Source organism: Desulfocucumis palustris, assembly GCF_002933875.1.
GTDB lineage: Bacteria > Bacillota > Desulfotomaculia > Desulfotomaculales > Desulfocucumaceae > Desulfocucumis > Desulfocucumis palustris.
Genome location: NZ_BFAV01000150.1, coordinates 59731 through 85659 on the forward strand (window position 1 = coordinate 59731; position 25929 = coordinate 85659).

At 49.4% G+C, this 25929-nt stretch carries 26 protein-coding genes; 15 read left to right on the forward strand and 11 right to left on the reverse strand.

The window, feature by feature from the left end:
• Positions 1-12 precede the first annotated feature (12 nt).
• The 5 genes from DCCM_RS13585 to DCCM_RS13605 form a co-directional block, all read right to left on the reverse strand.
• Positions 13-456, reverse strand: a complete 444-nt coding sequence (locus DCCM_RS13585) for a DUF1850 domain-containing protein (RefSeq protein ID WP_165792164.1) — start codon at positions 454-456, stop codon at positions 13-15.
• Between the two features lie 78 nt (positions 457-534).
• Entirely contained in the window at positions 535-1575 is a 1041-nt protein-coding gene (locus DCCM_RS13590; RefSeq protein WP_104372928.1) for a TAXI family TRAP transporter solute-binding subunit, read from the reverse strand.
• 81 nt (positions 1576-1656) lie between these two features.
• Positions 1657-2499 carry an IclR family transcriptional regulator gene (locus DCCM_RS13595; RefSeq protein WP_165792165.1) on the reverse strand — a complete coding sequence of 281 codons (843 nt, stop codon included), beginning with the start codon at positions 2497-2499 and terminating at the stop codon, positions 1657-1659.
• Between the two features lie 528 nt (positions 2500-3027).
• Complete coding sequence (locus tag DCCM_RS13600; protein WP_104372930.1) at positions 3028-3915, reverse strand: cyclic di-GMP-binding domain-containing protein, MshE-related; 888 nt, start codon at positions 3913-3915, stop codon at positions 3028-3030.
• The gene (locus DCCM_RS13605) at positions 3908-4300 is read right to left on the reverse strand and encodes a response regulator (protein ID WP_307718818.1); all 393 of its coding nucleotides are present in this window, start codon (positions 4298-4300) and stop codon (positions 3908-3910) included. The genes DCCM_RS13600 and DCCM_RS13605 overlap by 8 nt, the downstream gene beginning before the upstream one ends.
• 238 nt (positions 4301-4538) lie before the next feature.
• Here DCCM_RS13605 and DCCM_RS13610 point away from each other — a divergent pair, with 238 nt between their 5' ends.
• Both DCCM_RS13610 and DCCM_RS13615 read left to right on the forward strand, forming a co-directional pair.
• Entirely contained in the window at positions 4539-5255 is a 717-nt protein-coding gene (locus DCCM_RS13610; protein WP_165792166.1) for a PHP-associated domain-containing protein, read from the forward strand.
• 204 nt (positions 5256-5459) lie between these two features.
• Entirely contained in the window at positions 5460-6176 is a 717-nt protein-coding gene (locus DCCM_RS13615; protein ID WP_104372932.1) for a zinc dependent phospholipase C family protein, read from the forward strand.
• A gap of 4 nt (positions 6177-6180) precedes the next feature.
• On the opposite strand, the gene DCCM_RS19315 is transcribed toward DCCM_RS13615, so the two are convergent.
• The 4 genes from DCCM_RS19315 to DCCM_RS13635 form a co-directional block, all read right to left on the reverse strand.
• Positions 6181-7467, reverse strand: a complete 1287-nt coding sequence (locus DCCM_RS19315) for a DUF4397 domain-containing protein (RefSeq protein ID WP_231702774.1) — start codon at positions 7465-7467, stop codon at positions 6181-6183.
• Between the two features lie 223 nt (positions 7468-7690).
• Positions 7691-9055 (reverse strand): adenosylmethionine--8-amino-7-oxononanoate transaminase, encoded by a 1365-nt coding sequence (gene bioA / locus DCCM_RS13625; protein WP_104372933.1) that lies wholly within the window; start codon positions 9053-9055, stop codon positions 7691-7693.
• Entirely contained in the window at positions 9018-9773 is a 756-nt protein-coding gene (gene bioD / locus DCCM_RS13630; RefSeq protein WP_104372934.1) for a dethiobiotin synthase, read from the reverse strand. The genes bioA and bioD overlap by 38 nt, the downstream gene beginning before the upstream one ends.
• 84 nt (positions 9774-9857) lie before the next feature.
• Complete coding sequence (locus DCCM_RS13635; RefSeq protein WP_104372935.1) at positions 9858-10439, reverse strand: biotin transporter BioY; 582 nt, start codon at positions 10437-10439, stop codon at positions 9858-9860.
• A gap of 234 nt (positions 10440-10673) precedes the next feature.
• On the opposite strand from DCCM_RS13635, the gene DCCM_RS13640 reads away from it, so the two are divergent.
• From DCCM_RS13640 to DCCM_RS13660, 5 genes are all read left to right on the forward strand, one after another.
• On the forward strand, positions 10674-11360 hold the full coding sequence (locus DCCM_RS13640) for a hypothetical protein (RefSeq protein ID WP_104372936.1): 687 nt from the start codon (positions 10674-10676) through the stop codon (positions 11358-11360).
• Between the two features lie 47 nt (positions 11361-11407).
• Positions 11408-11668: a 4Fe-4S dicluster domain-containing protein gene (locus DCCM_RS13645; protein ID WP_104372937.1), complete on the forward strand. Its 261-nt coding sequence runs from the start codon at positions 11408-11410 to the stop codon at positions 11666-11668.
• 37 nt (positions 11669-11705) lie between these two features.
• Positions 11706-12167, forward strand: coding sequence for a Fur family transcriptional regulator (locus DCCM_RS13650; protein WP_104372938.1), 462 nt, complete (start codon positions 11706-11708; stop codon positions 12165-12167).
• 116 nt (positions 12168-12283) lie between these two features.
• Positions 12284-13465 (forward strand): HAMP domain-containing sensor histidine kinase, encoded by a 1182-nt coding sequence (locus DCCM_RS13655; RefSeq protein WP_104373017.1) that lies wholly within the window; start codon positions 12284-12286, stop codon positions 13463-13465.
• A complete protein-coding gene (locus DCCM_RS13660; protein WP_104372939.1) occupies positions 13462-14148 on the forward strand; it encodes a response regulator transcription factor in 687 nt (228 codons plus the stop codon). Before DCCM_RS13655 ends, DCCM_RS13660 begins: the two co-directional genes overlap by 4 nt.
• Before the next feature lie 74 nt (positions 14149-14222).
• On the opposite strand, the gene DCCM_RS13665 is transcribed toward DCCM_RS13660, so the two are convergent.
• Positions 14223-15395, reverse strand: coding sequence for an MFS transporter (locus DCCM_RS13665; protein ID WP_104372940.1), 1173 nt, complete (start codon positions 15393-15395; stop codon positions 14223-14225).
• Positions 15396-15895: 500 nt separating this feature from the next.
• On the opposite strand from DCCM_RS13665, the gene DCCM_RS13670 reads away from it, so the two are divergent.
• The 3 genes from DCCM_RS13670 to DCCM_RS13680 all read left to right on the forward strand — a co-directional run bounded on the left by DCCM_RS13670 (position 15896) and on the right by DCCM_RS13680 (position 19639).
• Complete coding sequence (locus tag DCCM_RS13670; RefSeq protein WP_104372941.1) at positions 15896-17020, forward strand: sensor histidine kinase; 1125 nt, start codon at positions 15896-15898, stop codon at positions 17018-17020.
• Between the two features lie 20 nt (positions 17021-17040).
• Complete coding sequence (locus DCCM_RS13675) at positions 17041-17679, forward strand: response regulator (RefSeq protein WP_207655606.1); 639 nt, start codon at positions 17041-17043, stop codon at positions 17677-17679.
• A gap of 382 nt (positions 17680-18061) precedes the next feature.
• Positions 18062-19639 (forward strand): methyl-accepting chemotaxis protein, encoded by a 1578-nt coding sequence (locus DCCM_RS13680; RefSeq protein ID WP_231702779.1) that lies wholly within the window; start codon positions 18062-18064, stop codon positions 19637-19639.
• Between the two features lie 85 nt (positions 19640-19724).
• On the opposite strand, the gene DCCM_RS13685 is transcribed toward DCCM_RS13680, so the two are convergent.
• The gene (locus tag DCCM_RS13685; RefSeq protein ID WP_104372944.1) at positions 19725-20840 is read right to left on the reverse strand and encodes an FUSC family protein; all 1116 of its coding nucleotides are present in this window, start codon (positions 20838-20840) and stop codon (positions 19725-19727) included.
• Positions 20841-21153: 313 nt separating this feature from the next.
• On the opposite strand from DCCM_RS13685, the gene DCCM_RS13690 reads away from it, so the two are divergent.
• The 5 genes from DCCM_RS13690 to DCCM_RS13715 all read left to right on the forward strand — a co-directional run bounded on the left by DCCM_RS13690 (position 21154) and on the right by DCCM_RS13715 (position 25770).
• Positions 21154-21549 (forward strand): DUF350 domain-containing protein, encoded by a 396-nt coding sequence (locus tag DCCM_RS13690; protein WP_231702775.1) that lies wholly within the window; start codon positions 21154-21156, stop codon positions 21547-21549.
• A 248-nt stretch (positions 21550-21797) separates the two neighbouring features.
• Positions 21798-22472: a PspA/IM30 family protein gene (locus DCCM_RS13695; RefSeq protein ID WP_104372946.1), complete on the forward strand. Its 675-nt coding sequence runs from the start codon at positions 21798-21800 to the stop codon at positions 22470-22472.
• A 7-nt stretch (positions 22473-22479) separates the two neighbouring features.
• Positions 22480-23199 (forward strand): hypothetical protein, encoded by a 720-nt coding sequence (locus DCCM_RS13700; RefSeq protein ID WP_104372947.1) that lies wholly within the window; start codon positions 22480-22482, stop codon positions 23197-23199.
• A gap of 26 nt (positions 23200-23225) precedes the next feature.
• Entirely contained in the window at positions 23226-23411 is a 186-nt protein-coding gene (locus DCCM_RS13705) for a hypothetical protein (protein WP_104372948.1), read from the forward strand.
• A gap of 403 nt (positions 23412-23814) precedes the next feature.
• Positions 23815-25770 carry an endonuclease MutS2 gene (locus DCCM_RS13715; RefSeq protein WP_104372950.1) on the forward strand — a complete coding sequence of 652 codons (1956 nt, stop codon included), beginning with the start codon at positions 23815-23817 and terminating at the stop codon, positions 25768-25770.
• Positions 25771-25929 lie beyond the last annotated feature (159 nt).

A 25929-nucleotide genomic window follows, 5' to 3' on the forward strand; every position in this document is an offset into this window, starting at 1 on the left:
ATATGCCCCCCCTTAAAAACGCCATCTGTGTTCAACACCTATCAGTACCAGTGACTTGGGCGCAAAAAATTGCGCCAGATGAAACTCCCTGCCCCTGTATATTATTTTATGGTCCGCTATGGTGCCCACCCGAAGGGGCAGGGTTCCCACCTTCCTATCCATATTGTCTATAATATTCCAGCCCTTTTCGCCTTTCAGTTCGCCTTGCCCGGCATAGCCCAGGCCCGCTCCGAAGGAAAGGCACCTGGTCTGTTCCAAAACCAGACCGCCGTTTCGACAAAGGAAAAAATCGCGAACGGGCAATTTATCCACCGAGTGAATGTAATGAAGTTCAAAGGATTCCCCCTGGTCCACGGGGCCTATTTCCAGGGACTGGCCCGTTTTGGCATCCCGGACCACCAGAACTGTCCGGCTCAACATCCCCCGGGCCAGGACCGCGGTAACAATTAAAATCACCGCCACCAAAAAAAGGAGGAGAACCGGCCCAGAACACTTTTTTTCTGAAGGCCGGTTTAAATGCAAAGCATTCTTCATTTACTTCATTTCAGGAGGAACCAGGTTGTCCGGAACGTCAATTCCCTTTTCCTTGAAGTACTTTATGACACCGGGGTGCAGGGGCACAACGGCGCTGGCGATGGTGTTTTCAGGGGTGCTTTCCTTGGCGCCGGCGTAAACGGCCACCAGGTCGGCGTTATTTTCGAACAGGGCTTTGGCCAGTTTATAGGCCAGTTCCTCGGACATGCTCTTGTGCACCACAACGCTGTTCCAAACAGCGGGGGTATGAACGTCCTGGTCGATTCCGGAATAGGTGCCGGCGGGAATAACCGTGGCATTATAGTAGGGGTATTTTTCGGTAATCTTGGCCATTTCCTGATCGGTGAAGGGTAGGATGCGGATTTTATGTGTTGTGGCCAGGTCCATGATGGAGGAGGTGGGAGCGCCCACTGACCAGACGCCCACGTCAATTACGTGGTCCCGCAGGGCTTCGGTATTTTCCGAGAAGGACAGCCGCATCACCTGGAAGTCGTCGTATTTAATGCCCAGGGACTCAAAAATCTGGTTGGACATGTTTTCGGTGCCGCTGCCCGGAGCGCCCACGGAAACTTTTTTGCCCTTAATATCCGCAATACTTTTGGCGCTGCCGTCGGCAAGGGTGACAACATGCATGATATTGGCGTACATGCCCATGAAGGTGCGCAATTCAATGGGTTTATCAAACTGGTTTTCACCCTTGTAGGCCTGGTACACCACGTCGTTCATCAACAGGCCCATTTGCGCCTCTCCGCTGTCCAGCAGCCTGGCGTTTTCAACAGAGGCCCCGGTTACCTCGGCGGTGGCTTCAACGTTCTCGGCCTTGCTGTTGATGATGCCCACCATTCCCCCGCCATAGGGGTAATAAGTGCCGCCCGTACCGCCGGTGGCAACGGAAATTCTCTCAACCTTGGCGGCTCCGCCTTGCTCACCGCTTCCGCCTTGGCCGCCGCTTCCGCCGCAACCCGCCGCGACCAGGATCAGGGATAACAGGGCAATAAGCAGCGCCACGGCACAAAGGTTAAACTTTCTTGCACTAAACATTATTGTTCCCTCCCGATAAAATATTGTCCCCCGAAAAAGTTGGCTTTTTAAACAATACAAACCCAGTAATTTCACAGACGTCTATCTCTTTACATAAAAAAGGTTATGCTCTTCACCACCTCCCCAGATTTTGTCCGGTGAACCGCCAAGTCGAACGGAAGCGGCCCGGGCGCACTCTTTCAACAAGTCAAGGTACCCTAATAAAACATCTTCGTTCAGCCTGGCATAGGGCCCCAGTATGTTCAGAGAAGCTATCACATCCCCGTATCCATTCCATACGGGAACAGACAGGCTGGAGCCCCCTTTGATCCTTTCCCCGTAACTGACAGCCCACCCCCTTTGCTTTATTTCCCCCAGTTCCTTTAGCAGCAAGCCCTGATCAGTGACTTTAAAACCATGGCTTGTCTTTTCATGATTTAAAATATCCGTCACTTCCTCCCTGGTCATGTAGGCCAGAAACAATTTTCCAGGGGAACCGGAATAGGCGTTTATCGGCACCACCGTTCCCACTCCCACTGAAAACTTCAGCGGATGCTCGCTGACTATTTCCGATACACATATCCGGTCATAGCCCTTTTTGATGTACAGGGTGACCGTTTCACCGGTCAGCTTCCAAAGTTTTTCCATAAAGGGAAAGGCATTCTGCACCAACCCCTGGGCCTGTTCCTGTCCTGCGCTGAACAGTCCGATCAAGCCCCAGTGCAGGTAATATTTGCCGGTTTCCGGGTCCCTGAGGACAAAATCCTTTTTTTGCAGCGTGCCAAGGAGCCTGTACACCGTTGTTTTATTCAGGTTCAAACCCGCGCTGATTTCAGTCAGGGTTTTATCTCCTTTTCCCAGGGCAAGCAAAATATCCGCGGCCCGCTCCACCGCCCTCACGCCTGAAGCATATTTGCCCCCCGTTGATGACTCCAAATCGTTCAACAGCATCACCCCCCCAGTAAGTTTCACCAGATGAAACAATATTTTCATAATTTGCTACTTATTGTATTTAACAGAAATATAAAAAATCCTTCAAATATTTACTCAATTTTGAATTTTTATTTTAACAACTTCCAAGCCGAAGAAAATTATGCTCACGGAACCCCGTGAAATCTTGCCCCTGCCGGAAACCAGCTAAAAAAAATGACTCCTGGTTTTTCCAACGCGAGTTTTCGACAATTAATTTCACCCTGGAGCAAACCTGGGACAAGGCATGATTCTTATTAAAATAAAACCCGTATTTCACAGTGCAAAACTTCGTAAGACTCATCCCGGATTTATTCCTGCAGGTATGGCGAAAATGCCGGAAACGGTTAAAAGATGACCCCGGTCAAAAATCAAAAAGTTAACCCGGCCCATATAACATTTATATTGGCCGGGTTTAATCAGTTTATGGATTATAATATTGTTGGAGCCGCCGGTATTGCTTCAAGGCCGCCGGGCCGGGACTTTAAACCGTGGCAATTTTGATTATAGCCCTTTACCGTGCAGTATGAGCTCAAACTTTCCTTTCGACAGGTGCAATGAAATGCTCCGGCCTCCCCGCAGGCCCGTTGGAACCTGTCCGTTATGCACTTCCTGGGGCTTCATTTCCAGTTCGGTACCGCAGTTGGACATATTAACCAGGAATATGCCATTATGTAAATTTAGAAATTCCCCGAAGGAGGCCCGGGCAAGTTCGCTGTCATCCACGAATTTTTCTCCGGCATACCTTCCGGCAATATCCAGATATGTATCTCTGCCGGCGGCCATGGCTGTAAACATATAAAAGGGACCGCCTATTTCCTGGCAGGCAAGCATTTTATCCGAATAATCCGGCAAAGTCGGGTTGTCCTGCAGCCTGGGGCTTTCCCCCAAAAACCTGACCACATTTCTGACCAGTAAAGAAATGTAGCCCGAATAAACGTTTCCCAGGGGGGAGTCCCCTAAATCCACCAGGGCTTTGACAATCTCATCCGTATCCCCCTGCAGCAGGGCCTGGAACTGCTTGTCCGAGAGCCTGCAATCCCTTTTATAAGCTTCAAAGGCTTCCAGAAGCTGTTCCAGGGAAAGGTAGTTCCTATCCACCAGGGCCTGTCCCAGTAGCAGGTGCCCCTGTTTCTGGGTTGCCAGGAGGCTTTCAAGTTTTTCCCCGTCCAGATAACCTGACTGAATGGCCAGCTCACCGAATTTTTTATCAGCCTTTTGCTGTAATTGGTGTATTTCATAAACCTGGGCGGGGGTCATATAACCGGCGTTTACGGCCAGCACACCCAGTTTTAAGTGAACGGAGTTTTGCAAATCAAGGGCGTCCTTTAATTGCTCCAGGGTGAGCAGTCCCCGGTTTAATAAATAATTGCCAAAATATCCGCTAAACATTTTGGACCTCTCTTTCCCTTACGACTCTGGCGATAATGGAAATAATCTGTGCCTGCTCCCAGGGCTTTTGAATAAAATCCAAAGCTCCCGCTTCCACGGCCTTGGCCAGGTTGGACCTTGTGCCGGAGGAAGAAAGCATTACAACCCTGGCCTCGCCGTCGTACTCCTTTATCTCCCGCAGGGCGTCAATGCCGTCCCGGGAAGGCATGACTATGTCCATAAACACCAAATGGGGCCGGTGTTCCCTGTACATATCCACGGCGACCTGCCCGTCGGAAGCTTCCAGGATAGTGAAACTTCCGCATTTTTCAATGCTTTCTTTAAGTTTTTTCCGTACAAGTATCGAATCATCACACAACATAATCTTAAAGCTCCTGGCGTCCAAAATATCAACCTCCTCGTCATAATTTTATAGGGCTAAATTTAAATACTTTTTAACAATAGTTAAAATAAATATTAAATGTTGCCTGATTAATCTTTTTTTACACTCCGGGTTAAATTTGCAACCCTTACCCATTGTCTTAATAATCATTTATTATAAATATAACACTGTTTTGACATCCCGGCATTATATATATTTAGTAGACGCCCGTTGTCCGATGATAAATTTACGGAGGGTTTTAATGGACTTTTTAAAGGCTGAGTTTCACTGTCACGTTAAGCTGCTGGCCGGGGGAAAATTCAGGCGGCCGCAGCTTATCAGGCGTCTGAACGCCGCAAAAGGCCTGGGCCTCGATGTGCTGGCCGTTACGGAGCACATGGACGCGCACGATTTCTGGGATATTGTGGAATGCCTCATAAAGTTGGGCTTAAACGGGTCCGGCAATCTCTGCTGGAAAGGAATGCGCCTTCTGACCGGAGCGGAAGTGACCATAGCCGAGGGGGGAGATATTTTACTGATTGGTTCCGCCCAAGGGCTTAAACAGCTTGAAAGCAGGCTTGGCCGCCTGGACGGGAATAACCTTCCCCCCTTTAAGGATCTGCTGGACGCCAGCGAGGACCTGGGATTTTTACGTATCGGCGCGCATCCCTGCAGGGCCAAAAAGGTATTGTGGAAAATGGGGCCTCTTCTCAAGAGGCTTGACGCCCTTGAAATCAATGCCGGAGAATTGTCCAAAGCAGGTTATGTCCACCATCAGGCCAGGGAGGCAGGGGTTGCGGTGGTGGCCGGGAGCGACGCCCACCACTGGCTGCAGTTGGGAAGGCTATATAATATCATACCCGCCGGGAACGGCCCTGATTTTGAAAAAATAAAAAGGGCTGTGAGAGAGAAAAAAACAACCTGGTGCAGGGGCGGCGCCCTGCACCGCCGGATTCTCAATTGCTGCCGTTTCAATTAAGGAGCATAATATTTTTCCAAACTAAAAAAGAACCTAATTTTAAAGAAAAAAATGAAGAAATTTGACAATAACGTGCTATGATACCCCCGGCTTAAATATTTACGCCACAGGGGGGAGATTTAACTGGCAGCCGCACAACGGATAACATCAGCCCTGAATTTTTTATGCCAATATGTTCTGGCAACCGGAAGGATTACCCTGACAGTGGACCTGGGGTTCTGTACCACGCATGTAATGTGCAACAGGCAAGCCCGGCTGATTCTGGAGTCGGACGGGCACATCGCGGCATCGGCACTGCTGGAGGCCTACGGCAGGGAGATTGATCTTGGAGTATGCTGGGCTGACAGCGGCTGGAGCAGCCTGCACCATTTTTACAATGTCAGAACCGGCGCCGGCCTGCCGGGTGTTGCCGCCGCCAATGTAATATTCGAACGGTTCTTCGCCCGGGCATTAAAAATGTGGCGGCGGGGTCACTACGGAAAGGCCATGTTTTTTCTAGGGGCGGTGACCCATCTGCTCCAGGATATTTGCGAACCTCATCACGCCAGGTGTTCGGTGGGGCTGGGACATTCCCACTATGAAAGGTGGGTTCAGAAAAGAAAGAATGATTACCCGGTAACCGGAGGAGGAATTTACAACAAGGGCCTGCGGCCCATTAGCTGGCTAAAGGAGTGTGCCTCCGTAAGTTACGGCCTTTTTGACCTTGTCAGCGACAGGAGCAGCGATTTGCATTACCATAAGGCCACGGAATACCTTCTTCCTTATACCCAACGTATTACAGCCGGTTTTTGGCTGTATTTTCTGAACCAGGCCAATGTGTGCCCGGATATTGACGGAAACCTATTCAGCTGTGCCGGAGTAAATCCCTCAGCGCCACGCCGGGACGGACGGAATCCTCAATTTGACAGCCTGCCGGCTTAATAATTTAGGGGTCCACACTTTTCTTAATAAATTTTGAACCGTTCCAATCCAAAGTTGTTTTTAGATAACCCAGGGTATCGGCATTATTTCTTCCGATTATCCTTTGAGAGGCGACAAGCTCAAAATCTCCGTTATTGTCGACATCCACCGGTTCGAGGCCGCCCAATCCAAGCACCTCTCCGGTAACCGGCCTTTTTAATCTGCCATTCTGGTCATATATGTCGGAATAATCGCTTTTACGGCCGCTCAGGTCAATGGTATAGGTTTGATTTGTATTGGCCCCGGTGACCTCCACCTTGTAATTATCCCTGAAAACAGCATTATATCGACTATCCGCATTAAAATCCTCACTATCGAAAATCTTGACAAGATTGTTATTCCTCATGGTATAAACATACCCGTACAAATAACCTCCACTGCCCCCGGATTCTATGCGGACCAAAATATCGGAAATATCGTCTCCCGTAAAATCCCCCAAAAACAAATTGGCGTTATAACCGGCGTTAAAGGGGGGAGCGGCGCAGGTATCACCTCCTGTTTTTCCATCCCGCACGCACAATCTGATGTCGTCCGCGAAGGAGCTTTCCCCGCCGGATTTATTTCCGGTCAGGGACACAGTGTCCAAAACCCCGTCCCCGTTAACATCGGCCTGCTTGGAATCCAGCACCGATTCGTTCTGCCCGTTTCCATCCGTTACCAGGTATGAACTGCCGTCCAGGGGTGTCAGCATCTGCAGCGAAGGCTCTCCTTCGGCCAGCCCCACGGCGTAGGCGCTATAAGCCCTGCCGCCGGAGAATGACTGGTTTGGAACAGTCAATAGCACATCATTTGAACCGGCTTCCCTTAACTGCAAGGTGTAGGTGCCTGGGCTGATGGCGGTATATTCAGTGATATCTTTAAAAGAAACATTTCTGAACAAAACGGTTCCATTGCCAGTGGTAACATCCACGCCGGGGGCGTCAGGGGAAAGATGGACAAATTTAATATTAACCCTGTTCGAATTCATGGACCCGGGCTTGTCTGAAATGGGCAGCACTTCAATGTCGGCCAGTTTTCCCGCGGTTGCCAGGGTAATAATGGAATTGTCCGCCAGGTTTAGTGACGTGTCCACCAGGGGAGTGTCTTCCGAACCGGCCCGATAAACCTTAACGTCATAGTCTCCGGGCCCGAAGGACGAGTATTCCGTGAAATCCCGGTAGGACAGATCCCTGGCCACAGCTTTGTTATTAACATAAACATCCAAAGGAGGTGCGTCCGGAGAAGCATTCAGTACACGAATGTAGGATGACATACTGATATCAGCGCCTTTCCGATACAGATTTTGGTATTGCATAATACATAATATGCCATCACCGGTCCGGCGTACCTTTTATTAATAACAAATCATCCACGGTTCCCGTCAAGCTATTAAAGCGCGGTCTTTTTTTGCCCCGCTGAAATTATCAATGTGCCGGGAGCATTTCATCATTCCGGCACAAAAGCTTCCTTAAACAGGATTATGTAAATCACAGGTTTTAGTCTTCGGTTATACTTTTAATGGCGTTATAGGTGACATTCAATAGCTCTTCCAATTCCGGCATCCCCATGGACAGCACGGGCATAAGGACAATCACGTTACCCAAAGGCCTGATGATAACCCCGTTTTTCCTGGCCTCCAGTATTACCCGGTGGCCCAGGTCGGCGCCGGGAGGATAGGGTTCCTTGGTTGCCCGGTCCAAAACCAGCTCAATACCTATCATCATTCCCCTCTGACGTATATCCCCGACATGCTCCAGTGAGTAAAAATGTTTTAGTCTTTCGGTAATAAATGCAATCTTTTCCCGGAGCCTGCCCATGAAATTATTCTTTTCCATCAGTTCCAGGCTGGCCAGCGCCGCCGCGCAGGCCAGGGGATTTCCGGTATAGGTGTGACCGTGATAAAAGGTTTTAAACTCCTCAATCTCTCCCAGGAAAGCGTTATATACCCGGTCGGTGGTCATGGTCACCGCCAGGGGCAAATATCCCCCGGTAATGCCCTTGGCCAGGCACAGGATATCGGGTTCTATCTCCTCCTGCCCGCAGGCGAACATTTTCCCCGTTCTCCCGAACCCCACGGCCACCTCGTCGGCAATAAGCAAAATATTATACTGTTTGCACAACCGGCTGACCCCGGACAAATATCCCTCCGGCGCCACCAGCATGCCGGCTGCGCCCTGAACCAGGGGCTCAATGATAAAACCCGCCACCTCCTGATGATGCCTTTGTACAATTTTTTCAACCTCATCCATACATTCCAGGCGGCAGCCGCCCCTTTGTTTGCCAAGGTAACAGCGGTAGCAATAGGGCGCCGGAGCATGGACGGTTTCAAACAGAAGATCCTTGAAGGTGCTGTGAAACAAATCCATGCCGCCCACACTGACCGAGCCTATGGTGTCGCCATGATATGCCTCAACCAGAGATATGAATTTCCTTTTATTCCGGTTCTCCTCATTCCCCTGCTGCCGCCAGTACTGATACGCCATCTTCAGGGCAATTTCCACCGATGTGGCGCCGCTGTCGGAATAGAAAACTTTATTTAAACCGCCGGGGGTAATCTCCACCAGCCTTTTGGCAAGCAATATGGAGGGAACGTTGGCCAGCCCCAGCAATGTACTGTGAGCCACCCTTTCAAGCTGTCCCTTGATAGCCTTATTAAGCTCGCCGTTATTATGTCCGTGCACCGTGACCCAGAGGGAGGAAACGCCGTCCAGGTATCTGTTGCCTTCTATGTCAAAGAGATAACTCCCCTCACCCCGCTCCACAATTAAAGGCTTTTCCTTCCGGTAAGCCTTCATCTGGGTAAAAGGATGCCAGACATATTCCTTATCCCATTCTTCCAGCTGTGCTGCCGGCACATTCATCAAACAATCCTCCTATTTCCGTTAATTGTAAATATTGGCCCACTGTATCCGCCAGGGGACCGGCAATACCGCCATCCACATCCAGTCCGGGCAAATGGGGCACCATTCCCAGCAGGGGAACACCGGTCAGTAATTCAATCATCTCGGCATTATCCTTTTCCATCAAGCCGGCCCCTTGCCGCAAATTATTAAAAATAAACCCCGCCACCCTCAAACCTGTCATCTGCGCGTATTTTATGGACAGAACAGTATGGTTGATGGTGCCCAGGGAGGGCCTGGCCACCACCAGCAGGGGAAAATCCAGTTCCCGGGCCAGATCGGCCATCAAAAAGCCGGAACGGTTCAGCGGGACGCAAATCCCTCCCGCTCCCTCCACCAGCAACACCCGGTGCCTGTCCAGATATTCCCTGCATCTTTTTATGATGGGCTCCTTTACAATGGTTATTCCATCCAGCTCGGCGGCAATGTGCGGAGACAGGGGCTGCTCCAGGCAGTAAAGACTATAATCCGACTCCCGGGCGGATACCCCGGCCGCCCTGAGATAAAATGCCGCATCCGGAGACACCAGGCCCTTTCCTGTTCGCTTTGCTCCGCTTTGAACCGGTTTAAAGGCCGCCGCGTCAATGCCCGCTTTTAGCAGGGCGGTCATCAGCCCGGCTGTAATCACAGTTTTACCAACCCCGGTATCCGTTCCGGTTATAAATATCCCCGAGCCCAATTTACGCTCCCTCCTTTATCCGGCTAACAGCCTGCGAGACGCCATCCTTGAAAGTCTGTGAATAACCCCTTCCGAATCCGGGGCTCACTTATATGCCGCCCCGCCGGAAATGTGCCGCACCCTTTTCGCCACTTTTTGAACCAGGGAGGAAGCCGCCGCGCAAAGCAGCAAATCCCCGGGCAGACATATGACAACCCCGAACCAGAGAGTTTGTTTTACTGTGAAAGCGGTGCCGGCAAGGTAATTCATAACCAGATATAAATACAACGCCCCCACAACATATACCAGCGCCAATCCCGCCAGGCAGCAAACAAAGTAAAAGGCCGCGCTGTCCCTGGAATACTTTTCATTTATCCGGCCGGCCACAAAGGCCGCCGCCGCGAATCCAAGCAGGTAGCCAAAGGTAGGCTGCGCCACATAACCTATACCGCCACCGGAAGCAAAAACCGGCAATCCCGATAATCCCACCGCGATATATATGATCTGGCTCAATAAACCCAGCCTGGACCCCAGCAGAAGGCCGGCCAGGATCACAAAAAAGAACTGAAGGGTAAAAGGTATGTATGGCACCGGTATCTTTATAAAAGCGCCCACTGCGGTCAGGGCGGCAAACATGGACACCAGTGCCATTTGTTTTGTTGTTAAATTGACATCACTCACCCCCATTGTTAACCATCAGTGGCCAGCTGGTTAACATTAAATATAATTAACCGGCTACGGTATGTCAACCATGACATACACCGGTTTCCATCATGTTATCCCGGGGGAAACCCGGGAGCCGGCCCCGCCGGATAGGTATAAATATTTTATTTTTTTTTATAAAGTTTTTATAAATGGTTTAAAGCCGGTTTAAAACCACCCCTTATAATGACCTCATCAACAAAACAGGAGGTCGTTATAATGAATAAAATCAAGCTTCTGTACGATGTGGTTATGACAATGAAAGAAAAGGATTCTTGCAGCGGCGCCATCAGCGTGGAGGGAAGGAAGGACCAGGTTAAAATACTGGACTTTAACAATGAGTTTGAAAAAAACATGACCGATGGACAGACAAAGGCAAAAATCAATTTTGAGCTTGAACATGAGGGAAAGAAAGTAAAGCATGAAAGCAGCACCGAATTTAACACGCACACACCGGGACGCTGCCACCACGGCTTTATGAGCCACATGCGCTTTCACCACTGCCACGGCCACCAGTTTAATCATATGGAAGGCTTAAAACGTTGCGGAATGAAGGAAAAGCTGAGCAGGATCGGATTATTGTTAAATATTTTAAACAGCCTGAAAGTTGAGGAACAGGAGAATAAAAACATTTTACTTTCCCTTAATTTTGATGAAATCCGCCAGGATATTAAAAATATTATCCAGGAAAAATTACAGCACGAAAAAATGGCCCGTCACCATGACTTTCACGGCGCCGTGAAAGAATTTTCCGCCCTGGAAAATCCCACTGGCAGCTTAAATATTTTGATTAACAAGAACAACGAGGTGGAAGAAATCCTTTTAACCCTTGACGGAGAAAAAAAAGGTGAACTAAATCAGGTGCATCTTATGAATATAAAGGCGGAATTGCGCCTGAACCGGTGATAAGACTATTAATCACCAGGTAAACAGTGAATAACGGGGGCGGTGAAATGAGGAGGCCTCACCATGGACACAGACAAAACGCAACTGCTTATATAGCAATAAACACCGGGCTTTGTGAAGCCTGCTGGAAATGCGTGTCTGTTTGCCCCAAGGGGGTTTTGGGAAAAGTCAATTTTATCTTTCACAAACATGTCCGCATAGTTAACCCGAAAAATTGCGCCGGCTGCCTGGCATGCGAAAAAGCGTGCCGGGCAGGGGCGATAATATCCCTAAAGGGGTCCAAACTGGCGCCATACTATATTTTTTAGGATCTGGTTATATTGGGAATAAGAGGGATGGTGAATAATGAATAGCCTTATTTCCAATGCGGAAGAAAAGCTGAAAACCGGTGAATATAAATTAACCGACCGCAGAAAACATATTTTGACAGTGCTGCTGGAAAACAGGGATAAACACCTGAGCGCTGAGGAAATATACCGCCTGGTAAAACAAAAAGCCCCGGATACGGGGCTGGCCACGGTATACCGGACCCTGGAAATATTTCTACTCTCCGGTATAATTCAGAGCATTGATTTTGGGGACGCCCGCAGGCGTTACGAATATTGTCCCCCGGGGCCGGACGGCCGGCACCACCATTTAATATGCAGCCGCTGCGGCAAGGTTATTGAAGTTGACCGGGATTTGACGGGCACCCTGGAGAGCGTGCTGAACCAGGAGCACAAATTCAAGACGGGAAATCATCATCTTAACATATTTGGACTCTGTGAAGGGTGCAGGCCCAATACATTAACAAGGAAGACCGGCTAAGCACCGGTCTTCCTTGTTTTAAACCCCGGGCCAATTAAAAGGATTGTGTGGCTGCCGTGCTCCAAAGAGATATATAATGATATAAGGCTATATAAGAGAGACAACAGGTGATTGATATGGATAACGGAAACAAACACCGGCATTTTTTCGCGGAGATTGAACGCCGCCGTGGAAACCGGAAGGATTTTGATCATTTTTTTGATAAGATTGAGCGCCGCCGCAGATATCACAGGGAATTTCACCGGATGCACAAATCCATTAAATATTTTCGCCCGGCCGCCCTGTTGTTTAACCTGATAATACTGTTTTTGCTGATCAATCTGGGAGGCCTTAAAGCAATAATAATCTTTATTGCGATAATGCTTATAGCAAAGGAAGTAGCACAGATTTTCTTTCTTCTGCGTTTGGAAAAAAGAATTTTTAAACCCATTGAAGAGCTTAAAAATGGAGTGGAGGAAATTGCCAGGGGCAACTACCAGGTGGAAGTAAAGTGCAACGTGAGAAATGAAATTGGCCTCCTGGTGGACGCATTTAACCATATGGCCCGAAAATTGCGGGAAAGCGAAAAAATAAAGTCTGAATACGAAGAAAACAGGAAGGAGCTCATAGCCAGCATTTCCCATGATTTAAAGACGCCCATTACATCAATACAGGGCTATATAGAAGCAATAGTGGAGGGTGACGGCCTGCCGGCGAAAAATAAGGATAAATATCTCCAGATAATATACCGTAATATAGTTTACGTCAACAAACTGATAGATGATCTGTTCCTGTTTTCTAAATTGGATATGCAGAAATTGAATTTTCAATTTGAAAAGGTATCAATAAGGGCTTTTATGAAGGACCTGATGGAAGAATTCAAATATGAACTGGAAGAAAGGCAATTGCAATTCACATATGCTGATGAAATGGAACAGGATTTGCCTGTTAGCATAGACAGAAAGAGAATCCACCAGGCCGTCAGAAATATTATAGGCAACGCTTTAAAATACGGGCCGGAAGAAGGTTTAATAATAAAAACCCGGTTATATAAACAGGAAGATTATATTTGCATTGCCGTGGACGACAACGGCCCGGGTATTTCAGAAGACAAACTTCCTTACATTTTCAACAGATTCTACCGCATTGACAATGAACGCACAAAGGATTTGCTGAGCACCGGGCTGGGGCTGGCCATCGCCAGGGAACTGGTGGAGGCCCATGGGGGAACAATTACCGTTTCCAGCCGGGAAGGCCTGGGCACCTGCTTTAATATAACGCTCCCGGCTGGATTGAATGGGGAAGGTGTTTATGAATGAAGCGCATATTGATCATTGAGGATGACATTAATATTGCAGAACTGGAAAGGGACTATTTGCAATTAAACGGCTACGTTGCGGATATTGTGCAGGATGGAGCCCGGGGTTTGCTTAAGGCTCTTTCCTGCAATTATGACGTTATCATTGTGGACCTGATGCTGCCCAACAAGAGCGGCTATGAAATAATACAAAAAGTCAGGGAAAAGCTGGACATCCCGGTAATTGTCGTTTCCGCCAAGAGCGAAGATATCGATAAAATCAGGGGACTGGAGTACGGCGCCGATGATTATTTAACCAAACCCTTCAGCCCCGGGGAACTGGTGGCCAGGATAAAATCCCATATTAAAAGATATCAGCGTCTCAAAGGCAACAGCGTCTTCACCGGTGTTATAGCCCACAGGGGACTGGAAATAAATTCAGCGGCCCATAAAGTCTACATTAACGGCAAAGAAGTCCAGCTGACCACCAAGGAATACGAACTTTTATTGTTTCTTTCCTCCAATCCCGATATTGTTTTTTCAAAGGAACATATTCTCACCACCATCTGGGGAGATGATTATTATGGCGATACGGCAACCGTGGCCGTTCACATCCAGAAGATAAGAAAGAAAATAGAAAAAGACCCGTCAAACCCGGAATTCATAGAAACGTTATGGGGGACGGGATACAGATTTAATTCATAATTTTGGGCGGCGGCAGGCCGATATCCGCCGCCGCATTCACCGGTATCCGGATGTTTTTAGCCGGGTTGTTTAAATTACCGGGAGGCACTTCTTTCAGCCGGCTTCATGTAAACCGCGAAGACAAATATTCCGGCCAATATGATGGCTCCGCCGAGGTTGAACATGGCCGGGTAACCCAGCCTTCCCCCCACCAGTCCCAGTATCATGGCGCCGGTGGTAATACCGACATCCATGAAGGCGGTGAAGAAACCAAGGGCGCTGCCCCTGTCACTGGGGGAGGTATAATCCACCACCAGGGCGTTAAGGGCCGGCATGAAGGCGCCGAATCCCAATCCGAAAAGAACCCCGATAAGAGCCAGCAGCCACAGGCTCCCCAGGAAGGGGAAAAGGAACACGGCCAGGGCCAGCACCGCCATGAAGGGCAGGATCACCTTGCGCCGGCCGATCCGGTCGGAGAGTTTTCCCACCATCACCCGGCTTAATATTGTACTGACGGCATAAACGGTGAAAAACAGGCCGAAATCAGCCAGTCCTCTCTGGGGGGCAAAAAGCGGCAGAAAAGTGATCACCGCTCCGTAAGAGGTAGCCCCGCTGAACAGCGCCAGGGATGGTATCAGCACTTCCCGCCGCCTGCCCACCTCCCATATGCCCGCCTGCTTTATGTCCCGGCCGGCCTGGGAGCGTATTTCGCCCAGAAGAGCCACCGCCAGAAAGCCGGCGGCGGCAGTGAGGGCCGAGAGGGTAAACAGATATGGAAAGCTGCCTGTATCTTCAATGACAGCCGTGCCCAGGGCGGGGAAAAGAGCCATGGCCACCACGTTGGAGGTGGCGTAGACGCCCATTACCTCTCCCCGCCTTTGGGGCGGAGCCATATCCGCGACATAGGCGATGGAAGCGGCCAGAAAGCTGGCGTGGGCAAGTCCGTGGGCAATCCGCGCCAGATAAAGGGGAACAAAGGACTGGACTTGATTATAAATTACCGGAAACAATATAAAGAACCCGCTCCCCAGAAGCATCAAAATCTTACGGCCATGCCGGTCGGCCATATTCCCCAAATAGGGCCGGACAATCACGGAAGCCAGGGTAAACAGGCCCATTACCAGTCCGACCTGGCCGGGAGAGCCGCCTATCATATCCACATACTGGGGCAAAGTCGGAATTAAAAAGTAAAAGCTTCCGAAATAAAAAAAATTAGCCAGGCAGATTAAAACAAAATCTTTGGACCAGAGACGAAATTCCTCGCTCATCACGGTTTGCCCCCTTTGCACATAATTCCCAAAAGAAAGTAATCAGGCAAATTATACAGCTAATTCCCGGCTATCCGCAATGTTATAATTTTTATATTTTTGCGCCCATATACCTTCAGGCCCTCCTTTCTTGTGTTTGGAATGCCGGGCTATATCCCCGGAAACAGTTATTTAAAAATCTTGCTCTCCATTAAAATAAAACCCGCCACTTTTTCGGTAATTTGGCAGCTATGGCTGTAAGGCTTACACTCTGCCATCTTTCATATATTTTACCTGTCCCGCTAAAACTTGTTAAATTTAACTAAACATAAAGCAGGAATTAATCTATTATCCATCTAAAATATTTGTCGAGCGCCTGGCTTTCCTTTACAAAACCCTGCCGTGTAGCGTCCCCATACGATACACCGCCAAGACCCCAACCAACAACAACTTTCCCATATTGTTATTTATTCGGCACCCGAACGGTAAAAAACTGTTACACTTTCTATTTGAATGGGGGTATGGCAAGTGCGGCAAAGCTGCGAATATTTCGCTGTATTCCAAATATGGTGGAATTAATGGAGGCGGGTATAACGAAACAAACCAGAAAAATCACCAAGCGCCGGCGAATAAAAAAAGAGCTGGCGGCAGGATGGAATAAGTTTAAAAGCATCCTGAACGCCATGGATGACGGTGTTTGTTTGTTAAGCGGCAACTATGATATTGAATACATCAACCCGGTATTGGAAAGAGAGTTTGGCCCTGTTAACGGCAGAAAATGCTACGAGTATTTTAACGGCGGCCGGGAGATCTGCCAATGGTGCAGAAACAATGATGTGCTCGCCGGAGAGCCAGTGTACTGGAAATGGCACTCCGCCAAAACAGACAAAACCTATAGCATTCATGACACTTCCGTGGTAACCGGCAAGGGCTTTTCCAGGTTAAAGCTTTTTCATGACGTAACCGATCAGGAGTATATCAAAAAAATATTAAAAAATTATCAAAAGGAGCTCCGGTCCCTGGCGGCTGAACTGTCCATTGTGGAAGAGCGGGAGCGCCGGTCGGTGGCAGCGGACATTCACGACAATATCGGCCAGTCCCTGGCCGCCGCCAAGATAAAGCTGGGACTGTTAAAACAGTCCCAGCTTCCCTTAGGTGTTACCGGGAACATTGATCAAATCGCTATGTTCATAGATGAGGCGATAAATTACACCCAATCCCTGATAACTAACCTGAGCCTCCCCACTCTCAATGACGTTGACTTTTCAGAAGCCCTGGAATGGTTGTGCAATCAATTCCAGGAACGACACCGCATACCGATAAGCTTTGAAAAACAGATGGAAATAGCTCCAATTAAAGACGAAACCAGGGTTATTCTATTTAAATGTGTTCGCGAATTGCTTAATAACATTGTAAAGCATTCAAATGCCGGGAAAGCCAGGGTAACCGTCGGAAAATATGAAATAACCGTGGAAGACGACGGTGTTGGTTTTGATATCACTCAATTAAAAAAGAAATTTGGGTCAGCCGGCGGATTTGGCCTGTTCAGTGTGCGGGAGAGATTGCATCATTTGGGCGGCCATATGACAATAAAGTCAAGCCGCGGAAACGGCACTCTCATCGCCCTTAAGGCCTGGCGACAGTAATTTCCTGAGAGGTAATAGCTATGAGATTGATACTGGTGGATGATCACAAAATAATGCGCGATGGACTTCGCACCCTGATAGAAAGACAAAAAGACGTGGAAATCGTTGCCGAAGCCGAGGATGGAATTACGGCAGTGCAACTGGCCCGGGAACTTTCCCCGGATTTTATTATAATGGATATCTCGCTGCCAAATCTAAACGGTGTTGACGCCACACGGAAAATAACTTCTGAAAACCCCAACATAAAGGTAATAGCCCTGACCATGTACTCGGACAAGTGGTCTTTGAAAAAAATGCTCCGGGCGGGAGCCTCCGGGTACCTTGCCAAGGATTGCAACTACGACGAGCTCATTCAGGCATTGCATACCGTCAAAGCAAATAATTATTATTTAAGTTCGGGCATAGCCAGAACTGTTATAAATGAATATATACATTTAATAAAAAGCAGCGATTATACAGGCTCGGTACTAACAGCCAGGGAGCGCCAGGTTCTTCAACTCATCGCCGAAGGGAAAACCACCGTTGAAACCGCTTCAATGCTAAACCTGAGCAAAAAAACCGTGGAAGCCCACCGCAGTCAAATAATGAACAAGCTTGGCCTGTATAATCTGCCCGAACTGGTTAAATACGCCGTCAGGGAGGGATTGACCTCAATCTAGGGTAAACAAGCCGCCTGTTTATACTCATCTCCAACTTCCGGCATAAACCGGCAAATATGTTAACAGGGGTATCCGGGTGACAAAAATAAGGATCTAAAAGGAATTAATAAGCCTGAATTAAAAGCAAAATTAGTACTTTTATACGTTAAAAAGATAAGGAAAACCCCTATATTCCCCGGTATTACATTGGATGTAAAATATTTGGGGATGTAGGGGTTTTTTGTCGGAATAACGCTCATGATAACAGGAATTTTTACGGCAGATGGGGCTGCCGTAAAGATTGATTTAACGCTGCTGAAACCGGATAGTTTTCATCTGTTAAAACCTTTTTTGAAGTGGCCGGGATTCGGGATAATAATTATTGGAGGATTACACATTGAAAATGGGAAATTTGAGAATAGGTGTCCGCCTGGGACTTGGTTTTGCACTGGTATTCGCGCTCATGACAGTCATAATAGCCATCGGGGTTGTCCAAATGAGGGCAATCAACGACAAGCTGGAACGTATTGTCAACGTAAACAACCTGCAAGTGGATCTGGCAAATGACATGATGGATTCGGTTCACGTGGTTTCCAGGGTTATCCGCTCCATCACCCTGCTGGAGGACAACGCTTCCAGACAGCAGGAACTGGCAAGAATTGAAGAGACCAGAAAGCAATACGACCAGGCAGAGGCAGAGCTGGAAAAATTAGTGTCCACTGATGAGGGCAGGGCAATTCTGGCTAAAACCAGCGAGTACCAGGAAAGAACCAGAGAAATAAACAACAAAATAGTCGATCTGGCCGTATCCGGCAAACAGGCGGAGGCCACAGCGGCGCTGATGGCCGAATCCGATCCGGAAATGCAAAAATGGAGGGACGGCCTCCGGGAACTGGAGTCTTATGCCGACGGCCGCACCAAAATGCGTTATGACGAGGCAAAGGAGAGTTACAAAAAAGCCTTTACGCAGATGCTGGCCACGGGCGGGACAGCCATACTGCTGGGCCTGCTGGTTGCCTTCTTTATTACCCGGGGCATAACCGGCCCGGTGGCGGATCTGGTCAGGGTGGCCGAAGTGGCGGCGTCGGGGGATTTGACCTCCGAAATAGCCGTCAATTCCAGGGATGAAATAGGAAATCTGGCCACCGCCTTTAAGACCATGGTTAACCAAATGCGGGAGCTGGTACGGCATATAGCGGAAAAGTCGGCTACCGTATCGGCCTCGGCCCAGCAGCTGAATTCCAGCGCCCAGCAAACCTCCGCCGGGGCCAGTGAAAACGCCGCCACCATGACTGAAATAGCCGGCACCGTGGAACAGGTCAGCGCCAATGTTCAGTCAATATCAGAAGCCTCGGAGGCCACAGAGGAGCACGCCGGCGAAGGCAACCGGGGCATTGAGGGCATTACCCGGCAAATGCAGGCCATTGCCGTCACCACCCGGGATGTTTCCGGGGCTATCGACGGATTAAACGGAAAAACCCGGGAGATCAACCAAATAGTCGAGCTGATTACCGGCATTGCGGACCAAACCAACCTACTGGCCCTTAACGCCGCCATCGAGGCTGCCAGGGCCGGAGAGCAGGGCCGGGGATTTGCCGTGGTGGCCGAAGAGGTCAGAAAGCTGGCGGAGCAGTCCGCCAGCGCCACAAAAGAAATAAGCGGCCTGGTCAGCGCCATCCAGCTGGAGTCCCAGAGGGCTGTTGAAAACATGTCCGAAGGCGGCAGGGAAGTTGAGGCCGGTACCAGGGTGGTTCAGGAAGTGGGGCAAAACTTTAAAAAAATTATCAGCGCGGTACAGGATCTGACCTCACAAATCCAGGAAGTGGCCTCGGGAACGGAGCAAATGTCGGCGGGGGTGCAAAACGTGGCCGCCTCCACAGAGGAACAGACAGCAGCCATGGAAGAGGTTTCGGCCTCCGCGGATTCCTTGTCCGTTCTGGCCGAGGAACTGAGCCAGCTGGTGGGTAAATTCAAGGTATAGCCCGAATTCGGGGAAACAGGTTACATCGTGCAATTGATTCCCTAACATCTTTAGTTAAAGGGGCTGCGGAATTCCCGCATCCCCTTTAATTTACCCATTGGGGCGCGGCACCCCCCGAAGCATTCAAGTCAGCCGACATTTTCAGGAGTTTCTTCCCCTCCCGGGCCAGCCACCTGATTTCATTGGCCACCACGGAAATCTCTATCAAGGCGTGAATATAATAGCTGCCGGCAAGCCTGGGCTGCCATTCCTCAATTGCCTCCCTCAGTTCTTCCCAAAGCTCCTCGCTGATTCTCTCCTGGTCCACGGAAATTTTTTCGCAAATTGAAGTCCGCAGCTTTTTATTTACCCTTTCAATAGTGGCACAGCCATTTTTTAAAATCTCCAACATATAATTATATTCGCCGCTAATGGGAGGGGCTCCGGCTTTTATGCGCCTTTCAAGCCTGTAAGGCAATAATTGGTAAATTTGATCGGCCTTTTCCCTGAGGGAGTCATTATAAATTAATAATCTTTCCGCCACAACAAACCAATCATTTGGATCGATTAAATCGTACCCGTCCCCGAAACTTTTCTTCTCGCTCCTATAATATTCCGCGATAACCCGGCATTCTTCGTTTAGTTTGACAACCTCCTTTCTCTTTTGTTCCGGAAGCGGTATTTCTTCGTTATCCAGTCTTATAAAATCATGAACGGCCCGGCAAAAATAATCCACCGAGCTCTCGTTGCACCGGCGTAACTTTTCCACAAAAGCATAACCATATTTCGGCGGCCACAGGATGGCGTTAACTGTCATTGCCACAAAAAGACCGATAAAAATCACAAAGGACCTGCTGTAAGCGTGCTCTAAAAACTGGCTGGCCGGGGAACTTAAAACAAATAAAGCCGCCACTATGCCCATTAATATTCCGCCTTGCAGCTTGAGTCTGGTGTATAGGACTATTATGCAAACTGTCACCGCACCCATGATAAAAGGATTTGCCCCCAGAACATACCCGGCCGCAAGGCCCAGACTAACACCTATGATATGGATAATAACCTGCTCTTTAGCTTTTTTAAGGGTTAAATACAACGTTGGCTGCATATTGGCCACCGCGGACACAGCCCCAAAAAGCGCCGGCTCCAGGTTGAATATTTTACATAAATACATTGTAATAATTACCGCAATTCCAGTTTTAATTATCCTGGTTCCCACTTTCATTTACAGACCCCCGCAAAGTAATAAGGAATAATAAAAGAAGCCGCCGGGAACAGTTCCTTGAAAACTGCTCAGGCAGGCTTCATTGCCTGTGTCCGGTAGTATTTAACACGCCACAGGGCGTTAACCGGGCAGTTAATTTAATAAATCATATAATACCCAATCATAAAAATAATGGCAAGCATAAATATTCAGGCTGTTAGCGAGATAATACCGCCGATCTAAATTTTTAAACGTGGCAACCCACGGGTATTTCCTGTTATAATACACATGGTATGCTCGCTTAAAAGAAATGCTGCGGGAGGTGCGTATAATTTTGCTGGTTCAGCTGGAATCTTCCCTGACCTGTTTTTTAACCGGTTTATTGATTATTTTATTTACCATTTTTATTTTCACCCGGGTCACCAAATACAACGACTGGAAAGAGATAGCGGAGGGCAATACCGCCGCCGCCCTGGCCCTGGGGGGAAAAGTGCTGGGCGTGGCCAATATCATCCGTTTCTCGGTGCTCAGCAGCACCGGCGCGGCTGAGACTATTATCTGGGGACTTACCGGCTCGGTGCTGTTAATACTTGTATATTTGCTATTTGAGTGGTTAACACCCAAATTAAACGTCAACCGGGAAATTGCTTCCGGCAATACGGCCGTGGGGCTGTTGTCCATGGTTTTTTCGGTGGCCGCCAGTTTTGTCATAGGCGCCAGCATATCTTAAGGGGCCAATCTGAGTTTTTTGCGACAGCCGAGAACCGTCCCCTGTCGCAGTTGAAAGAAGGAGCTTTATCGCGATTGAGCGTTATTTTCGCAGAGCGAAAATACTACCCTGACCAGGCAAATCAACCCGGGTCTGCGTTACCTGAAAGCGGCCGGCACGGAGTTTGTGTTTTACCCGGGTAAGATATATTATTACCGCAACCAGATTCCCCGGCCGGGGCAAATAAAAAACAGGGGGAGATTGATTAAATGGGATTTATTAAAAAATTCAAGGACCTGCTGGAGGCCAACCTGAACGATTTGCTCAATAAAGCCGAAGATCCCGAAAAAATGCTAAATCTGTATATAGAAAAGGCTACTGAGGAATTAAAGGATTTCAACGTACAGGTTAACAGGGCAGTTGCGGATGAGCTGCTGCTAAAACAAAAGATGGAAGCCGCGGAAAAGGAAATCACCTCCTGGATGACCCAGGCCAAAGTGGCAATCCAGCAAAACAGGGATGATCTGGCCAAAATTGCCCTGGACAGAAAGCAAACCGCCGAAAAAACCCTGGAAGACCTTAAAATTCAATTAACTGAACAGCAAACCGCCGTTGCGGAACTGCGGGAAAATTACAGGCTGCTGGATGAAAAGCTAAGTAAAGCCAGGGCTGAAAAGGACGCCCTGATAATGCGGCAGCGCCGGGCCCAGGCCATGAAACAGGCCGGGGAAGCGGTAAAGGAAGTTGCCAGCAGCAGTGCCCTGGGCGACTTTGACCGGATGAAGGACAAAGTGGCAAGAATGGAGGCGGAGGCAAGGGCTACCAGCCTGTCTCTCAACAACACCGTGGAAGACGAGTTTGAGAATTTAAAAAAGGAAGCCCAAAAACAGTCTGTGGAGGACGAACTTGCAAGAATGAAGGCAGAGCTGTCTAAAAAGGACTGATAGAGATTTGCTAAAATTTAAAAAGTCAATCACACTGTGCATATTATCAATTTTTATCCTTTCCCTGCTGGCCGGTCCGGCGCTGGCCAAGGGGGCCAAGGGAGGCTTCTCCGGCGGGGGGCGAAAAAGCTTTTCCAGCAGTGCCAAGGGATACTCCAGCAGCAGTAAATCCGGCGGCTTCTTCAGCGACTTCTCCCAGGGCAGCAAGCCGTCCGGCAGCGCCTCCGGGGATGGCGCAGTAAAAACAACCCCCTCCGCCCCGGCTGACTCCCCGGGAGGGGGCACAAGTTCATACGGAAAAGGTTATACCACTTCGGAAGGCGGGGGATTTTCCACCCCCCGCCAAAACAGCCCGCCTACCCTGTACAGTGATTACAATACGGGAAAGCAGGGCTATTCCACAGGCAAAACCTCCTATGGCACCGGCACCGGCTCCTATTCCGGCAGCTGGAACAGGGAGACCTACTCCACCGGCGGGCTGGATAAATACCCGTCCAAATCCCCGGTGGGCATTTTCGGCTCGCCGCCCAGGCCGCCGTATTATTACCACAACTATTACTGGGGGCTGCCCTGGATGGCACACTTATTCTTTCAGCCCAACTATTACTACACCCCCTGGGGCTACCATTTCTTTGCCCCCAGGCTGCTTAGCTGGATAATACTGCTTTTTGTTGTGGGCGGTGTAATCATTTTCATTAAAAACAAAAGGCTTTTGCGTCATAATTAAATTACCCCGGCCGGAGGTGAACTTTATTGGAATTTTTAAATGGAAAGCGTGTCTTCATCCGCAGGGACGGTGAGGAAAACGGCTTTGACGGCGTGGTTACCCAAATTAAGGGCAAGTGGATATATGTGGCGGTGGCGGACCCTGACCCCGTGGGATTTGACGGTATTTGGGTGAATACCGATTTGCAAAGGGAAATAGCGGTTTTAAAGTAAGGACGAAAATTTTCCCGGGGCGCCTTGCAGGCCGCCGATCTTTTGTATATAATAGCAACAATATTGGTAATGGGAGTTTGACAGTATGTCCGGGGTTGTTCTTAACTAGCCAATTTTATATTGGACCGCTGGGGCGGGCCTGAAGAAAATGCTAAAACCCCCAAGGGTTTGTTTTGTTGCGGGTTTCTTCGGGTGCTGGTTAAGGATACACGGGCTTTAAGTCAATTAACGCGGATAGAAATGCCGTGCCGGTGTGGCGCGGCATTTTTGCGCCTTCCTCTCCTTTCCGGAGGGAATAGGCTGACAGGTATTTAAAGGTTGACTTTTTTATAAGGCCATAAACGGATGTGTATCCGTTTATGGCCTTTTTTATATCCAAATACTCGAAAGGGGATTTAATAAAATGCACAAAGAATCCATGGCAACCTTGGAATTTAACAAAATTAAGGAAAAGCTGGCTGACTTCGCGGTCTCAGCCAGGGGAAAGAAAATGCTGGGAGAACTGGAGCCCTCCATTTATAAACCGGTGATAGAAAACCGGCAGGCGGAAACCACCGAGGCCCGGGCCATCCTGGACCAGTACTCCAGCATACCGCTGCACAGCCTCACGGGAATAGAAGCCCTGCTGGAAAAGCCGGGCAAGGGAATGACCCTGGCCCCGGAAGAACTGGAATTGCTCAGGGGTTTTCTGGAAGAGTGCAAAAGATTAAAATATTTTCTCAAAGAAAAACAGCATATAGCCCCCATGGTGTGCTCCTACTCCCTGTCCATTGACGAACTGGCCGCCCTGGCGGACGAAATAAGGCGGTGCATCCGGGCCGGCCTGGTGGATGATAAGGCCAGCCCCCAGCTGGCTAAAATCCGTAAAAAGATAACCATCCTTGAAGACCGGATAAAAAGCAAGGTGGAGGACATTATTAAATCCCCCGCCTACAGGCCCTTCCTGCAGGAAAGCCTGGTCAGCATCCGGCAGGGGCGTTATGTGATCCCGGTAAAAAGCGAGTGCCGCAGGAATATCGGCGGCCAGGTGCTGGACACATCCTCCAGCGGCTCCACCGTGTACATCGAGCCCCTGGAGGTATCCCGGCTTCAGGATGAACTCAATCTCCTGGGGCTGCAGGAGGAAAAAGAAGTTTTCAGGGTGCTGTCCGCCTTAACGGAGCTGGTTAACAGCTGCCTTCAGCAGTTGTCGGTGAACCTTGAAACCATGGCGCAGCTGGACTACGCCTTTGCCAAGGGAAAATTGAGCAAGGCCCTGGGGGGAAAGAGGGTCAAGGTCAACCATGACAGGGCGATTAACATTGTTGGGGGCAGGCACCCGCTCCTGGGCGCCTCCGCCGTGCCGCTCAGTGTGAGCCTGGGAGGCGAAAACCGGGCGCTGGTAATCACCGGCCCCAATACCGGGGGAAAAACCGTGGCGTTAAAAACGGTGGGACTGCTGACGCTGATGGTGCAGGCCGGACTGCACCCGCCGGTGGAGGAGGGCAGCGAATTCGGCATATTTGAAGATGTTCTGGCGGATATAGGAGACGGCCAGAGCATAGAACAGTCCCTCAGCACCTTCTCGTCCCATATACGCAATATCATTAACATTCTGCGGCAGGCCGGCAAAGGCACCCTGGTGCTGCTGGACGAACTGGGAGCGGGCACGGATCCCCAGGAAGGCACCGGTCTCGCCATCACTGTGCTGGAAAGTCTTCACCAGGCCGGAGCCACTCTGCTGGTCACTTCCCATTACAGTGAAATTAAAACCTTCGCCGCGAAAACACCCGGCTTTACCCTGGGCTGCATGGAATTCGACCTTGAGACCCTGCAGCCGCTATACCGGCTCAGGCTGGGGCAGGCCGGGGAGAGCAACGCGCTGCTGATAGCCCTGCGGCTGGGGATGGACAGGAAACTTATTGAAAGGGCCCATGAAATAACTTATAAAGAGCGCAAGGAATACCAGACAGTCCAGTCCGTTTCCGCCCCCGGAGAAGAAGCCCCGGAACAGGAAAAACCGGAGCAGCCCCGCCATCTGGAGCTGGGCGGCAAAATTGAAAAAGCCCGGCGGCTTAAAGAGCATAAAGCCATGTGTACCTTTAAGGTGGGGGACTGTGTCTTTATCAGCGGCATGGGGCGCACCGGAATAGTTTATGAAGAGATCAACAGCAAGGGGGAAGTTGGTGTGATGGTGCTGAAGCGAAAGCTGAAAGTCAACCATAAGAGACTATCCCTGCATGTGGAGGCCGAAAAGCTATACCCCGAAAACTATGATCTGGACATCGTGCTGGAAACCAAAGAAAATAGGAAAAAACGTAAAATAATGAGCAAAAGGCACGTTAAAGGCCTGACCATAACTTCCACAGACAACCGGTGAATACTTTTCCGGGCGACTCCCGGGTCATTTCTTTTTGGAGGCGAGTCCGCTCCCGGCCTCCTAAAGTACCTGGCAGACCGCCGTAAATGGCGGTCTGTTTTTATGCTTGTAAATTAAGTTGCAATAAAAAATTTCTCAAACAGGAAAATGTCGGAATGT

What these genes read in the sequence shown, in the direction of transcription:
- DCCM_RS13590 (WP_104372928.1), bottom strand. Translation starts at nt 1,575, where the DNA reads ATGTTTAGTGCAAGAAAGTTTAACCTTTGTGCCGTGGCGCTGCTTATT.
- DCCM_RS13600 (WP_104372930.1), bottom strand. Translation starts at nt 3,915, where the DNA reads ATGTTTAGCGGATATTTTGGCAATTATTTATTAAACCGGGGACTGCTC.
- DCCM_RS13610 (WP_165792166.1), top strand. Translation starts at nt 4,539, where the DNA reads ATGGACTTTTTAAAGGCTGAGTTTCACTGTCACGTTAAGCTGCTGGCC.
- DCCM_RS19315 (WP_231702774.1), bottom strand. Translation starts at nt 7,467, where the DNA reads ATGTCATCCTACATTCGTGTACTGAATGCTTCTCCGGACGCACCTCCT.
- bioA (WP_104372933.1), bottom strand. Translation starts at nt 9,055, where the DNA reads ATGAATGTGCCGGCAGCACAGCTGGAAGAATGGGATAAGGAATATGTC.
- DCCM_RS13635 (WP_104372935.1), bottom strand. Translation starts at nt 10,439, where the DNA reads ATGGGGGTGAGTGATGTCAATTTAACAACAAAACAAATGGCACTGGTG.
- DCCM_RS13640 (WP_104372936.1), top strand. Translation starts at nt 10,674, where the DNA reads ATGAATAAAATCAAGCTTCTGTACGATGTGGTTATGACAATGAAAGAA.
- DCCM_RS13645 (WP_104372937.1), top strand. Translation starts at nt 11,408, where the DNA reads ATGAGGAGGCCTCACCATGGACACAGACAAAACGCAACTGCTTATATA.
- DCCM_RS13650 (WP_104372938.1), top strand. Translation starts at nt 11,706, where the DNA reads ATGAATAGCCTTATTTCCAATGCGGAAGAAAAGCTGAAAACCGGTGAA.
- DCCM_RS13655 (WP_104373017.1), top strand. Translation starts at nt 12,284, where the DNA reads ATGGATAACGGAAACAAACACCGGCATTTTTTCGCGGAGATTGAACGC.
- DCCM_RS13660 (WP_104372939.1), top strand. Translation starts at nt 13,462, where the DNA reads ATGAAGCGCATATTGATCATTGAGGATGACATTAATATTGCAGAACTG.
- DCCM_RS13665 (WP_104372940.1), bottom strand. Translation starts at nt 15,395, where the DNA reads ATGAGCGAGGAATTTCGTCTCTGGTCCAAAGATTTTGTTTTAATCTGC.
- DCCM_RS13670 (WP_104372941.1), top strand. Translation starts at nt 15,896, where the DNA reads ATGGCAAGTGCGGCAAAGCTGCGAATATTTCGCTGTATTCCAAATATG.
- DCCM_RS13675 (WP_207655606.1), top strand. Translation starts at nt 17,041, where the DNA reads ATGAGATTGATACTGGTGGATGATCACAAAATAATGCGCGATGGACTT.
- DCCM_RS13680 (WP_231702779.1), top strand. Translation starts at nt 18,062, where the DNA reads ATGGGAAATTTGAGAATAGGTGTCCGCCTGGGACTTGGTTTTGCACTG.
- DCCM_RS13685 (WP_104372944.1), bottom strand. Translation starts at nt 20,840, where the DNA reads ATGAAAGTGGGAACCAGGATAATTAAAACTGGAATTGCGGTAATTATT.
- DCCM_RS13695 (WP_104372946.1), top strand. Translation starts at nt 21,798, where the DNA reads ATGGGATTTATTAAAAAATTCAAGGACCTGCTGGAGGCCAACCTGAAC.
- DCCM_RS13715 (WP_104372950.1), top strand. Translation starts at nt 23,815, where the DNA reads ATGCACAAAGAATCCATGGCAACCTTGGAATTTAACAAAATTAAGGAA.